The organism is Aeromicrobium sp. (genome assembly GCF_036676885.1).
Lineage (GTDB): Bacteria > Actinomycetota > Actinomycetes > Propionibacteriales > Nocardioidaceae > Aeromicrobium.
On record NZ_JAKFCB010000131.1, the window covers coordinates 1 to 12,827 of the forward strand.

Sequence of the window (12,827 nt, forward strand, 5' to 3'; positions counted from 1 at the left end):
GGTCGAGCGACGGGAAGCCGCGGAACCACACGAACCTGTCGGGATCGTCGAGGTCGACGAATGTGCCGATCACCCTGATGCCGACAGCCTCCTGGGTGTCCTGGAACTCCCGCTCGAAGCGCTCGATGAAGCCGTCGCGGGTGCCGGGCTTGAGGGTGTACTGGCGGAGCTCGAGGATCTCGATGTCCATGCGCACGAACGTACGACGTGGTGCCGACATTTCACCGCCGACTAGCGTGGAGCCATGACCGACAGCGCCTCGTTCGCCGACCCCGTTCCCGAGATCCACCGACCCTACGTCGCCGCCGAGGATCGCTACACGCACTGGGACTACCGCAGGGTCGGCCGCTCGGGCCTGCTCCTGCCGCCGCTGTCGCTGGGGTTGTGGTGGAACTTCGGCGACAACTTCCCGTTCGACAACCAGCGCGCCGTGCTGCGTCACGCGTTCGACAACGGCATCACGCACTTCGACCTCGCCAACAACTACGGGCCGCCCTATGGATCCGCGGAGGAGAACTTCGGACGCATGATGCGCACGGACTTCAAGCCGTACCGCGATGAGCTGATCCTCTCGACCAAGGCCGGCTACGACATGTGGCCCGGGCCCTACGGCAACCTCGGCTCGCGCAAGTACCTGCTCGCGAGCCTCGAGGAGTCGCTCGGCCGGATGTCGGTCGACCACGTCGACATCTTCTACTCCCACCGCGCCGATCCCGGCACTCCGCTCGAGGAGACGATCGGCGCGCTCGACACCGCCGTCCGCCAGGGCAAGGCGCGCTACGCGGGCATCTCGTCGTACTCGCCGGAGCGCACCTCCGAGGCGGTGGCGATCGCCAACAGCCTCGGCACGCCGATCGTGATCCACCAGCCGTCGTACTCGATGATCAACCGCTGGATCGAGGACGGCCTGACGACGGTGCTCGACGAGCACGGCGTCGGCTCGATCGGCTTCGGCTCGCTCGCCCAGGGCCTGCTGTCCGACCGGTACGTCGAGAGTGCCGACCCCGAGCGCTCGCAGAAGCGCGGCTCGTTCAACCAGTCGATGGCCAACGAGGACAACCGCAAGCGCCTCAAGGGGCTCGCCGCGATCGCGAAGAGGCGTGGCCAGACCCTCGCGCAGATGGCGATCTCGTGGACGCTCCGCCCCGGCGGCGTGACCTCGGCGCTGATCGGCGTCTCGTCGGTCGAGCAGCTCGACGAGAACCTCAAGGCTGCCGAGCGGCTCGACTTCACCGACGACGAGCTCGCCGAGATCGACTCGTACGCCGTCGAGGCCGGCATCAACATCTGGGCAGCTTCGTCCGACGTGTGAGGGGCCGCGACACTGGGAGCGTGCACCCCGATCCGGTCCAGCGACTGCTGGCCAGCCCGCCCGACCTGCCGGTCCTGGGCGGGCTGCCGGCACTGACCGCGGCGCTTCGCGACCACGGAGTCGCGGTCGTGCAGGCACCTCCGGGCACTGGCAAGACGACGCTGGTGCCGCCGGCGGTGGCCGCGATGCTGCCTGCGGACGGGATGGTCGTCGTGACGCAGCCGCGTCGCATCGCCGCACGAGCGGCGGCCAGGCGGCTCGCGGGCCTGCTTGGCGAGCGGGTCGGCGAGACGGTCGGCCACACGGTCCGCGGCGACCGGGCCGTCGGGCCCGGCACCCGGATCGAGTTCGTGACGACCGGCGTGCTGCTGCGGCGGCTGCAGCGCGATCCGGAGCTGCCGGGCGTCGCGGCGGTCGTCCTCGACGAGGTGCACGAGCGCCAGCTCGACGCGGACCTCGCCCTCGCCTTCCTGGTGGACGTCCGTGCCACGGTGCGCGACGATCTGTTGCTGGTCGCGATGTCGGCCACGGTCGAGGCCGAGCGCACCGCCGCGACGATCGCCGAGGGGCCGGTGCCGGTCATTGACGTGCCCGGCGCGCTGCACCCCGTCGTCGAGCACTGGACGCCGCCGCCGCCCGGCGTGCTGCCGACCGACGAGCGTGGGGTGCCGCCCCGCTTCCTCGACCACGTCGCGGCCACGGTCCGTCACGCGCTGTCGGTCGACGCCGGCGACGTCCTGGTATTCGTGCCGGGCGTGGCCGAGGTGGACGGGGTCATGCGTCGGCTGTCGGGTCTCGCCGACGTCGACGTGCTGCCGCTCCACGGCCGGCTCGCCGCCCGGGAGCAGGACCTCGCCCTGGCGCACGGGCGGCGGCGACGCGTCGTGGTGTCGACCGCGGTGGCCGAGTCGTCGCTGACCGTGCCGGGCGTACGCGTCGTGGTTGACGCCGGGCTGTCCCGCGAGCCGCGCACCGACCAGGCGCGCGGCCTGCCGGCCCTGGTGACGGTGCGGGTCAGCCGTTCGGCGGCCGAGCAACGGGCCGGGCGCGCCGGGCGCGAGGCGGCCGGCGCGGTGCACCGGTGCTGGTCCCGCGCGGACCATGGGCACCTGGCCCCTCATCCAGTGCCGGAGGTCGCGGTCGCCGACCTGACCGGATTCTGCCTCGAGCTCGCCGCCTGGGGTGACGTCGACGGTGGGGGCCTGGCACTGCTCGACCGGCCGCCGCCGGCCGCCGCGGAGACGGCCCGGCACACCTTGGTCCAGCTCGGCGCGATCGACGAGACGGGCGCGATCACCAATCGCGGCCGCGCGATGACGCGGGTCCCGGCCGACCCCCGGCTGGCCCGAGCCCTGCTCGACGGGGCGGAGGCGGTGGGCGCTCGTCGCGCGGCGGAGGTGATCGCCCTGCTCGCCGAGGACGTACGCGCACCCGGTGGCGACCTGGTCGCCGCGCTGCGGGCGATGCGGCGGGGCGGACCGGCCGCCCGGTCGTGGTCGACCACGGTGGACCGGCTGGAGTCGCTGGTGCCGGTCCGGCCACCCCGCACGGGGCTGACCGACGACCTCGCGGTGGGCGCGGTCGTGGCGCTGGCGCATCCCGGACGTATCGCGCGCCGCCGGCCGGGCGGGGGCTCCTACCTGATGGTCTCGGGCACCGGCGCGTCCTTCCGCGCCGCAGACCCGGCCCTCGGCGGGCTGCCGTGGATCGCGATCGCCGACGCGGAACGGCGACCCGGCGCGCGTGACGCCACGATCCGCTCGGCCGCGCCCGTCGACGAGGACATCGCCCTCGATGCGGCGTCCAGCTCGTGGCACGAGGCCGACGAGGTCACCTGGACGGCCGGCCGCATTGTCGCCCGGCGGGTGACCCGGCTCGGGGCCATCGAGCTGTCCGCGGTGCCGCTGTCGGACCCGGCGCCGGAGGCGGTCGCCGCCGCGGTGGCTCAAGGTCTGTCGCGGGACGGTCTGGCCCTGCTGCCGTGGAGTGAGGCGGCCGTCGCGCTGCGTCGTCGGATGGCGTTCCTCCACCACGCCCTCGGTGATCCGTGGCCCGACGTCGGCGACGACGCCCTTCTGGCCGGCATCGATGTGTGGATCGGCCCCGACCTCGCCCGGGTGCGCAGCAGCCGGGACCTGGCTCGTCTCGACGTCCTCGGGGCGTTGCGCCGGCTGCTGCCGTGGCCGGCCGCGGGGCGCCTCGACGAGCTGGCCCCCGAACGGGTGGCCGTGCCGACCGGCGGGTCGGTGCGCGTCGACTACGGCGCGACGGGTACCGAGCAGCCCGTCCTGGCGCTGCGCCTCCAGGACGCGTTCGGCTGGACCGTGACGCCACGGATTGCCGACAGCCGGGTCCCGCTGTTGCTGCACCTGCTGACCCCGGCCCGCCGGCCGGCTGCCGTCACCGCAGACCTCGCGTCGTTCTGGGCCGGGCCCTACCGCCAGGTGCGGGCCGAGCTGCGCGGTCGCTATCCCAAGCACGCCTGGCCCGAGGACCCGACTAGCTCGTCGGCGCGGACTTGATGCGGCGGGTCAGCTCGTCGGGCGGGATCGGCGCGATGTCCGTGATCATCGCGGGGCCGACCGACAGCTGACCGTCGTCGAGCGGCTCGCACCGGATGCCCGCATGTCCCCGCAGCGCCTGGTGCGCACCCGGCGCGTAGACCGTGTTCATCCACGCACACGGGTTCGCCGGCGTCATCGACCGGAAGCGGATCGGGCCGTGGCCCGCGTCGAGGGTGAACGTCGTACGCGCCAGGGCGTCGACGTCGAGCCCACGAGTCACGAGGTTGCGCCGGGCCACGGCGGGATCGAACGGTCCCGTGCCGAGCTCGCCCTCGAGCTGCTCGATGCTCTCCGCCGCGATCATCGTCATCGCCGCGTACGTGAACCGGGTGCCGAAGTAGCGGTCGCCGACGAGCCCCTGGTGCGCCCGTACTCGTACGGAGTCGACGAGCTCGTCACGGATGTCGTACGGCTCCGGGCCGTCGCCGGGCCGGCCGTCATAGCGGCGCACCCGCGACACCAGCAGCGACACGATCTCGAGCTCCACGCCGTCGACGTTACTGGCACCGGGCCATGAGCCCACCACGGATGCCGGGTCAGGACTCTCACCCGCCGATCTGGTCCGCTCTCGCCGATAGGTTTGACCCACCGCCGCTGCACGGCCCCACCGACCAGGAGATCGCATGACCGAGGCACCACCCCGCACGGTCGCCGCCAGGACGACCGACCTCACCAAGGTCTACGGCAAGGACGACGCGGAGGTCCGCGCGCTCGCCGGCGTCAGCGTCGAGATGTACGCCGGCGAGTTCACCGCCGTGATGGGGCCGTCCGGCTCCGGCAAGTCGACGTTGATGCACTGCATGGCCGCGCTCGACACCCCGACGAGCGGGGTCGTGGAGGTCGGCGACGTCGAGCTGTCCAGCCTCAGGGACAAGGCGTTGACCGAGCTCCGCCGCGACCGGATCGGCTTCGTGTTCCAGGCCTACAACCTCGTGCCGACGCTGACGGCCGAGGAGAACATCCTCCTGCCGCTGTCGATCGCCGGGCAGAAGCCCGAGTCGGCTTGGTACGACATGGTGATCGACACCGTCGGGCTCCGCGACCGGCTGCGCCACCGCCCGCACGAGATGTCGGGCGGTCAGCAGCAGCGCGTCGCCTGCGCTCGCGCGCTCGTCAGTCGCCCGTCGATCGTGTTCGCCGACGAGCCGACCGGCAACCTCGACTCGACGTCGGGGGCCGAGGTGCTGGGATTCCTGCGCCGGAGCGCGAGCGAGTTCGGCCAGACCATCGTGATGGTGACCCACGACCCGATCGCGGCGTCCTACACCGACCGGGTCATCTTCCTGGCCGATGGCCTGGTCGTCGACGAGACGCGGTCGCCGACGGCCGAGTCGGTGCTCGAGCACATGACGGCTCTGCAGACCCGCGTGCTGGAGTCCTGATGCTGCGGGTCACGCTGCGCAACCTCCTCGCGCGCAAGCTCCGGCTGCTGCTCAGCGCGTTCGCGATCGTGCTGGGCGTCGCCTTCCTGTCCGGATCGCTGATCTTCACCGACACGATGGGCAAGAGCTTCGACAACATCGTCAACGGCTCGGTCAGCGACGCGACCGTACGCCTGACGGGTCTCGGCCAGGACGAGGTCGGCTTCGACGACGCGATCAACATCGACAGCCGGAGCATCCCGGCATCGCTCGTGCCGACGCTCGCGGACGCGCCGGGGGTGGCCCGCGCCGATGGATCGGTCGACGGCCAGGGACTGTTCGTCGTCAAGAAGAACGGCAAGCTGCTCGGCGGCACCGGCGCACCGACGCTGTCGTTCAACTTCAGCGACGCGCCCAATGCCAACGGCGACCGGTCGGTGAGAATCGCCGAGGGCCGCGCGCCTCGCGGTGGCGGCGAGGTCGCGATCGACGAGAAGTCCGCCAAGTCCGCCGGCTATGCCATCGGCGACACGGTCCACATGGTCACGGCGGGGTCCCAGCCCCAGGTCCAGGCCACGCTGGTCGGCTACGCGGAGTTCACCGGTGGTGGGCTGGCCGGTGCGAGCCTGGTCTTCTTCGACACGCCTACCGCGCAGCGCCTGTTCCTCGATGGCAAGGACGCCTACACCACCATCGGCCTGACCGGCGAGAGCGGTGTCAGCCAGCAGGAGCTCGTCGACGCCGTCAAACCGCTCCTGCCGGGGGACGCCGAGGCGGTCACCGGCAAGAAGGTCGCCGACGAGTTCAAGAGCCTCGTCAACACGGCGCTCGGCTTCCTCAACACGTTCCTGCTGATCTTCGCCGCGATCGCCCTCGTCGTCGGGACGTTCCTGATCATCAACACCTTCTCGATCCTCGTCGCACAGCGCAGCCGCGAGCTCGCCCTGCTGCGCGCCCTCGGCGCCTCGCGGCCTCAGGTCACCCGATCGGTGCTGGTCGAGGCCGCGACGGTCGGGTTGATCGGCTCGACCCTCGGACTCGGCGTCGGCTTCGGGCTCGCGGCCGCGCTCCGGGCGCTGTTCGCCAACTTCGGGCTCGACCTGACCGGCAGCCCGCTCGTCTTCGAGGCCAGCACCGCCGTCATCTCGTACGTCGTGGGGGTCCTCGTCACGATGTTCGCGGCCTACCTCCCGGCCCGCCGGGCCGCGCGGATCGCGCCGGTTGCCGCGATGCGCGACGACGTGGCCCTGCCGGAGGGCTCCATCCGGCGCCGCCTCGTGGTCGGCGTCGTCCTCGCGATCGTGGGTGTCACGCTCCTGACGACCGGGCTGATCGGCGAGGGTTCGTCCGGAGCATCCCAGGTGGGCGCCGGCATCTTCGCGATCCTGATCGCGATCGCGCTGATGAGCCCGGTGCTGGCGGTCCCGGTCCTGGTCGTGATGGGCGGCGCCTACCGCCGGCTGTTCGGCACGGTCGGCCAGCTGGCGACGCAGAACTCGTTGCGCAACCCCAGGCGTACGGCCGCAACGGCCTCGGCGCTCATGATCGGCCTCGCCCTGGTCACGACGATGTCGGTGCTGGGCGCGTCGATCAACAAGTCGATCGACGTCGGGGTCAAGAAGGAGTTCACGAGCGACTACCTCGTCTCCAACGCGATCGGCCAGCCGTTCTCCCCGAAGATCGCCGAGGACATCAAGGCGGTCGACGGAGTCAGGACCGTGGCGCCGACGCAGTCCGCGTCGGTCAAGGTCGACGGCGACCGGACCAACATCTCCGCCGGCGACTCCAGGGCGCTGGGCGAGATCTTCGACATCGACTACGTCAAGGGTGGGCCGGCGCTCCAGGACGGCCAGATCGCGTTCAACGAGGACAAGGCCGACTCGCTGGGCGTCAAGGTCGGCGACACCGTGCAGCTCGGCTTCGCCGCCGGCAAGGTGCCGCTGAAGGTCGTCGGCATCTACAAGTCGACCTACGTCGTCGCCAACGCGATCACGCCGTTCTCGACGATCACGGCGGGCCAGGTGCAACGTGCCGACTCCACGATCGCGGTCAACGCCGACGACGGCGTCGACCAGGCCGCGCTCGGCAAACGGCTCGAGGCCGCGACCAAGGCGTTCCCCACCGTCACGGTGCAGAACCAGGACGACTTCTCCAAGGCGCAGCGCGCGCAGGTCGACCAGCTGCTCTACCTGATCTATGCGCTGCTCGGCCTCGCGATCATCATCGCGGTGCTCGGCATCGTCAACACGCTCGCGCTGAGCGTCATCGAGCGTACGCGCGAGGTCGGGCTGCTGCGGGCCGTCGGCCTGAGTCGGGGTCAGCTGCGCCGCATGGTGCGGCTCGAGGCCATCGCGATCGCGGTCCTCGGGGCGCTGCTGGGCATCGTCGCCGGTCTGCTGTTCGGCATCGTGCTGCAGAGGGCCGTCGCCGACCAGGGCATCACGGACCTGGCGATCCCGTGGCTGCGGCTCGTGGTGTTCGTCGTCATCGCCGGTCTCGTCGGGGTCCTGGCCGCGGTGCTGCCGGCCCGGCGCGCGGCCAAGCTCAACGTGCTGCGAGCCATCACGACGGAGTAGCCCCGCGAGTGGCGCAAAGGTGCCCAGTTCATCCACGGCAACCGGGCAGTTTTGCGCCATTCGCGGGGATGGAATCGTCGTCCACACATGTCAATCGGGCTATGGATGGCGGGGTCCTGGGCAGCCGAGATTTGATGGATGACCGCTTTCCTTCGACCGGGCCAGGACGCTGATGGGCCCACACCCAAGCAACTTCGATCGCTTTCGTACGTGTCGCCGACGCACGGAGTGGCGATGAGCTCAGCTGATCAGGATGATCTGAGCTCGAACTGCGGGGCCATTCAGTTGGCTTTGCCGGCGAATGCGGTCTTCACGCACCTGACATCTGCCGCGCTGAGAGGGTGGCGAATGCCGGTCTTGCCCAGAGTGCCGATCATCGCCAGCACTGCGAAGGAAGCTGCGCATCATGATCGTCGTGGTGTGTACGTCCGGAGGTGCGACGTTCCTTCCTGGCATCGCGAGGATGTCGGCGCAATACGGATCGCGTCGCCCGAATGGACGGTTGCGGAGCTTGCGGAAGACCTGGGACTGATCGACCTGGTGGCCGTGATCGACGGCGCGCTGCATACGCACGACACGACGATCGAACGACTTCTGGGTTCGATCGTGCCCGGACGGCGCGGTGCAAGAGTGCTGCGCAATGCCCTCGCGTATGTCGATGGCCGCAGCGAGTCGTGGTGGGAGACGGTGCTACGGATGGCTCACCAGCTTGCCGAGATCCCGGTCGAGTCGCAGGTGGAGATCTTCAACCGTGCCGGCTACTTCGTGGCACGAACCGATCTCCACATTGTGGGAACCAACCGCTACCCCGAGTACGACGGGTCCACGCACCGTGAAATGGATCGGCATCGCAAGGACCTGAGGCGCGAGAAGGGTATGGCCCGATTGGCGTACGAGCGCTATGGATACACGTCGGACGAGATCGTGAAGACGCCAACGATGGTGATCGAGGATGCCGAGGACGCGCTCGGTTGGCCGCACGACACTCGCCGACTCAAGAGATGGCTGTACGAGTTGGACCGGTCGTCCGTCAGCAAGGCTGGTTGGGCCCGACTCCAACGCAGACTCAAGCGGTTCGATCGCCAGACTCCTCCTCGATCCAAGACCCAGCGAGTGGCGCAAGCACGCCCGTTTTAGTCGGGCAGACTGGTCATCTTTGCGCCATTCGCGGTCAATGCTGGCCGTAGGCTCGGCCCGTGACCGACCCGATCCTCGACATTGCCTTCCACGGAGACGCGGCCGAGATTGCCGCCGTCGGCGCTGAGGCCGAAGCCCGCGGGGTCGGCGGACTCTTCGTCGCCGAGGCCGCCCACGATCCGTACATCGCCCTCGCCCTGGCCGGCGTGGCGACGAGCCGGATCCAGCTCGGCAGCTCGGTGGCGATCGCGTTCGCCCGGACGCCGATGTCGACGGCCTACTCGGCCTGGGACGTCCACCGGCTCAGCGGTGGCCGGCTCGTGCTCGGTCTCGGCACCCAGATCAAGCCGCACATCACCCGCCGGTTCGGGATGCCGTGGTCGAGCCCGGCGCCCCGGATGTCTGAGTACGTCGAGGCGCTGCGGGCGATCTTCGACAGCTGGCAGAACGGCTCGAAGCTCGACTTCCGAGGCGACTTCTACGAGCACACCCTGATGCCGCCGCTCTTCAACCCGGGGCCGATCGACGGCGGACCCCCGCCGATCTGGTTGGCAGCAGTCGGGCCGCGGATGCTGGCCGCGGCGGGTGCGGTCGCCGACGGCCTGATCTGTCACCCGCTGCTGTCCCGGAGCTATCTCGACAAGGTCGTGGTGCCGGCCGTGGCCGCGGGCCGATCGGCCGGGCTGCATGCCGACGAACCGTTCACCACGGCTGTCCTGTGCATGGTCGCGACCGGCCGTACCGAAGAAGGGCTGGCGGCAGCCATCGCCGGCACCAGGCGTCAGATCGGCTTCTACGCCTCGACCCCGGCCTACCTGCCGGTGCTCGAGCACCACGGCTGGGGCGATCTGCACGCCGAGGCGCACGCGCTGACCAAGAGCAACCGGTGGGACGAGCTCGGCGACCTGGTCGACGACGAGGTGCTGGCGGCCTTCGCCGTGGTCGGCGACCTGCCGTCAGCGCGCGCCGAGTTCCGGTCCCGGTTCGCCGGATCGGCCCAGCGAGTCATCACGTCGATCCCCTATGACGCCGACAACCTGCTCGCGCTCGACCTGGTCAGCGCTGACTAGAGCTGGTGGATGATGTTCTCCGCGTACTGCTCGAGGTGCTTGATCTTGGTCTCGAGCGGCTCGGTGTCGGGGCCCTTGATGTACGGGATGCGGAAGCCGACGATGCAGTCCGTGACGCCCTTGTCCTCGAGGCGCTTGATGCCGTCGAGGTCGTACGCGTCGTACGAGATGACGTGGACCTCGAAGTCGTCGCGGGTGTCGCCCTCCTCGGCACGGATCTCGGCGAGCCGTACGAGCAGTCGGTCGAGCTCCTCACCGTCGCCGCCTGCGTGCATCCAGCCGTCGCCCTTGCGGACGGCCCGCCGCAGCGCGTTGTCGACGTGGCCGCCCACCAGCAGCGGGATCTTCTCGGTCGGTGCGGGGCACAGCTTGAGCTCGTCGATCTCGTAGAACTCGCCGTCGTAGCCGAAGAACTCCCCGGTCGTCAGCCCGCGCAGGATGTCCATGCACTCGTCCATCCGCTTGCCCCGGCGGGCCCAGTCGACCTGCAGGTTGGCGAAGTCCTCGGGCCACGGCGAGATGCCGACGCCGAGGCCGAGCCGGTTGCCGGACAGGAACGCGAGTGACGAGGCCTGCTTCGCGACCAGCACCGGTGGGCGTACGGGGAGCTTGAGGACGAACGGCGTCAGGCGCAGGGTCGTGGTGACCGCGAACAGGTGGGCGCAGAGCACCATGGCCTCGATGAACTCCTTGCCGTCGAGGAACTCCCGGTCGCCGGTGTCGGTGTAGGGATACTTCGAGTCCGATTCCTTGGGATAGATCAGCGAGTCGGCGACGGTCATCGAGGTGTAGCCGGCGGACTCGGCCGCCTGGGCCAGCGGGGCGTAGTACGCCGCCTGGGTCATGGCCTCGGCATAGGTAAAGCGCATCCGCCCAGACTAGAACGTGTTCCAGTTTTCTGCCAGAGTGCTGGCATGGACCTGCAGGAGATCAGCGACCGGATCGAGATCAACGACGTGCTCATCCGCTACACGCGGGCCATCGACACATTTGCGTGGGACAGGCTCGACACGGTCTTCACCCCGGACGCCCGGATCGACTACACGGAGTCCGGCGGCATCGCGGAGGCCTACCCACAGGTCAAGCCCTGGCTCGCCGAGGTGCTGCCGGCGTTCTTCTCCCAGCTGATGCACACCTTGGGGCAGGTCGAGATCGAGCTCCGGGGGGACGAGGCCGACGTGACGGCGTACTTCCACAACCCGATGCTCATGGACGACGGTGCCGGGGGCCAGAAGGTCGTGGAGATCGGCGGGCTCTACCACCACACCATGACGCGTACGCCCGACGGCTGGCGCAGCCGCAAGCTGCACGAGCAGGTCATCTGGCGGCGCAACATCTGAGGGGCAACCCCTGACATCGCGGCACGATTGGCGTTCGTTCCGGCCGGTCCCGTAGACTTCACCGGTTGCCAGTTGGCAGCCCACTCCTGCTACGGAGGCCCCGTAGCCGTTTAGTCCGAAGGAGACTGAATGTCATTGCGCCCGTATGAAGTCATGATCATCCTCGATCCTGATCTCGAAGAACGTACCGTCGCCCCCAGCCTGGACACGTACCTCAATGTCGTACGCCAGGACGGCGGCTCCGTCGACAACGTCGACGTGTGGGGCAAGCGTCGCCTCGCTTACGAGATCAACAAGAAGAACGAGGGCATCTACGCCGTCGTCCAGCTCCAGGCGGAGCCGGCCACGGTCAAGGAGCTCGATCGCCAGCTCACGCTCAACGAGTCCGTTGTGCGTACGAAGGTCACACGTCCCGACGTGAAGTAGTCCCGACCCCACGGACAGAGATGTCCACAAGGGCCGCACGCGACCTCGCAAGGTGTCGCACCACTGCGGTTCACTGGAGTCAGACACCCCAAACCCGAAAGGCTGCGCCATGGCAGGCGAAACCGTCATCACCGTCATCGGCAACCTCACCGACGACCCGGAGCTCAAGTTCACTCCTTCGGGCGCCGCGGTTGCCAACTTCACCGTCGCGTCGACGCCTCGTACGTTCGACCGGCAGACGAATGAGTGGAAGGACGGCGACGCGCTGTTCATCCGCTGCGCGGCATGGCGCCAGCTGGCCGAGAATGTCGCGGAGTCGTTGCAGAAGGGTCAGCGCGTCATCGTGACGGGCGCCCTGCGCATCCGCAACTTCGAGCGCCAGGACGGATCGAAGGGCACGAGCGTCGAGATCAACGTCGACGAGATCGGCCCCTCGCTGCGCTACGCCACGGCCAAGGTCACGAAGGCCAACCGCTCCGGCGGCGGCGACTTCGGTGGCGGCCAGGGTGGCGGCGGCAACGCCGGTGGCGGCGGGGCTGCGCAGAGCAACCCGTGGTCCACGCAGCCCGCGGCACAGGGTGGGTCTGACGCCTGGGGCGGCAACGCCGGCACGACCGACGAGCCCCCCTTCTAAACACACACGTCAGCATCAAGTTCAGGAGCAACATGGCAAAGCCAGTAGTCCGGAAGCCGAAGAAGAAGAGCAACCCGCTCACCGCGGCCAAGGTCACCGAAATCGATTACAAGGACACCGCGCTTCTGCGCAAGTTCATCTCGGACCGCGGCAAGATCCGCGCGCGCCGGGTCACGGGTGTCACCGTCCAGGAGCAGCGTCTCATCGCCAAGGCCATCAAGAACGCCCGCGAGATGGCACTGCTGCCCTACACCTCGACCAGCCGCTAAGGAGGTTCTGATGAAGCTCATCCTCACCCACGAGGTCACCAACCTCGGAGCCCCCGGCGACATCGTCGAGGTCAAGGACGGTTACGGCCGCAACTTCCTGCTGCCGCGCAACTTCGCCATCCGTTGGTCGAAGGGCGC

Annotated in this window: 13 protein-coding genes and 1 pseudogene; 11 read left to right on the top strand and 3 right to left on the bottom strand. The window is 69.4% G+C overall.

Annotation, left to right across the window (positions count from 1 at the left end; genetic code table 11):
* A partial coding sequence (locus V6M46_RS06640) for an NIPSNAP family protein (protein ID WP_332663067.1) occupies positions 1-190 on the bottom strand: 190 nt, incomplete at its 3' end.
* Between the two features lie 54 nt (positions 191-244).
* On the opposite strand from V6M46_RS06640, the gene V6M46_RS06645 reads away from it, so the two are divergent.
* The gene (locus V6M46_RS06645) at positions 245-1,312 is read left to right on the top strand and encodes an aldo/keto reductase (protein WP_332663069.1); all 1,068 of its coding nucleotides are present in this window, start codon (positions 245-247) and stop codon (positions 1,310-1,312) included.
* Between the two features lie 20 nt (positions 1,313-1,332).
* Positions 1,333-3,834: an ATP-dependent helicase HrpB gene (gene hrpB, locus V6M46_RS06650; RefSeq protein WP_332663072.1), complete on the top strand. Its 2,502-nt coding sequence runs from the start codon at positions 1,333-1,335 to the stop codon at positions 3,832-3,834.
* Here hrpB and V6M46_RS06655 read toward each other — a convergent pair.
* On the bottom strand, positions 3,812-4,363 hold the full coding sequence (locus V6M46_RS06655; protein ID WP_332663074.1) for an MOSC domain-containing protein: 552 nt from the start codon (positions 4,361-4,363) through the stop codon (positions 3,812-3,814). The two genes, hrpB and V6M46_RS06655, sit on opposite strands and share 23 nt — an antisense overlap.
* A 136-nt stretch (positions 4,364-4,499) precedes the next feature.
* Here V6M46_RS06655 and V6M46_RS06660 point away from each other — a divergent pair, with 136 nt between their 5' ends.
* The 4 genes from V6M46_RS06660 to V6M46_RS06675 all read left to right on the top strand — a co-directional run bounded on the left by V6M46_RS06660 (position 4,500) and on the right by V6M46_RS06675 (position 10,020).
* Positions 4,500-5,258 (top strand): ABC transporter ATP-binding protein, encoded by a 759-nt coding sequence (locus V6M46_RS06660; protein WP_332663077.1) that lies wholly within the window; start codon positions 4,500-4,502, stop codon positions 5,256-5,258.
* Positions 5,258-7,813 (top strand): ABC transporter permease, encoded by a 2,556-nt coding sequence (locus tag V6M46_RS06665; RefSeq protein WP_332663079.1) that lies wholly within the window; start codon positions 5,258-5,260, stop codon positions 7,811-7,813. Before V6M46_RS06660 ends, V6M46_RS06665 begins: the two co-directional genes overlap by 1 nt.
* 234 nt (positions 7,814-8,047) lie before the next feature.
* Positions 8,048-8,950: a hypothetical protein gene (locus V6M46_RS06670; RefSeq protein WP_332663082.1), complete on the top strand. Its 903-nt coding sequence runs from the start codon at positions 8,048-8,050 to the stop codon at positions 8,948-8,950.
* A 59-nt stretch (positions 8,951-9,009) separates the two neighbouring features.
* Positions 9,010-10,020: a TIGR03617 family F420-dependent LLM class oxidoreductase gene (locus V6M46_RS06675; protein ID WP_332663084.1), complete on the top strand. Its 1,011-nt coding sequence runs from the start codon at positions 9,010-9,012 to the stop codon at positions 10,018-10,020.
* On the opposite strand, the gene V6M46_RS06680 is transcribed toward V6M46_RS06675, so the two are convergent.
* Positions 10,017-10,889 carry a TIGR03619 family F420-dependent LLM class oxidoreductase gene (locus V6M46_RS06680; RefSeq protein ID WP_332663087.1) on the bottom strand — a complete coding sequence of 291 codons (873 nt, stop codon included), beginning with the start codon at positions 10,887-10,889 and terminating at the stop codon, positions 10,017-10,019. The genes V6M46_RS06675 and V6M46_RS06680 overlap by 4 nt on opposite strands.
* A gap of 45 nt (positions 10,890-10,934) precedes the next feature.
* On the opposite strand from V6M46_RS06680, the gene V6M46_RS06685 reads away from it, so the two are divergent.
* From V6M46_RS06685 to V6M46_RS06705, 5 genes and pseudogenes are all read left to right on the top strand, one after another.
* Complete coding sequence (locus V6M46_RS06685; RefSeq protein ID WP_332663090.1) at positions 10,935-11,360, top strand: nuclear transport factor 2 family protein; 426 nt, start codon at positions 10,935-10,937, stop codon at positions 11,358-11,360.
* A 135-nt stretch (positions 11,361-11,495) separates the two neighbouring features.
* Positions 11,496-11,786 carry a 30S ribosomal protein S6 gene (gene rpsF, locus V6M46_RS06690; protein WP_056215410.1) on the top strand — a complete coding sequence of 97 codons (291 nt, stop codon included), beginning with the start codon at positions 11,496-11,498 and terminating at the stop codon, positions 11,784-11,786.
* A gap of 109 nt (positions 11,787-11,895) precedes the next feature.
* Positions 11,896-12,420 (top strand): single-stranded DNA-binding protein, encoded by a 525-nt coding sequence (locus V6M46_RS06695; protein ID WP_332663093.1) that lies wholly within the window; start codon positions 11,896-11,898, stop codon positions 12,418-12,420.
* Between the two features lie 32 nt (positions 12,421-12,452).
* The gene (rpsR, locus tag V6M46_RS06700) at positions 12,453-12,689 is read left to right on the top strand and encodes a 30S ribosomal protein S18 (RefSeq protein WP_332663096.1); all 237 of its coding nucleotides are present in this window, start codon (positions 12,453-12,455) and stop codon (positions 12,687-12,689) included.
* A gap of 10 nt (positions 12,690-12,699) precedes the next feature.
* Positions 12,700-12,827 (top strand): annotated as a pseudogene (locus V6M46_RS06705) (bL9 family ribosomal protein); the annotation flags it as partial.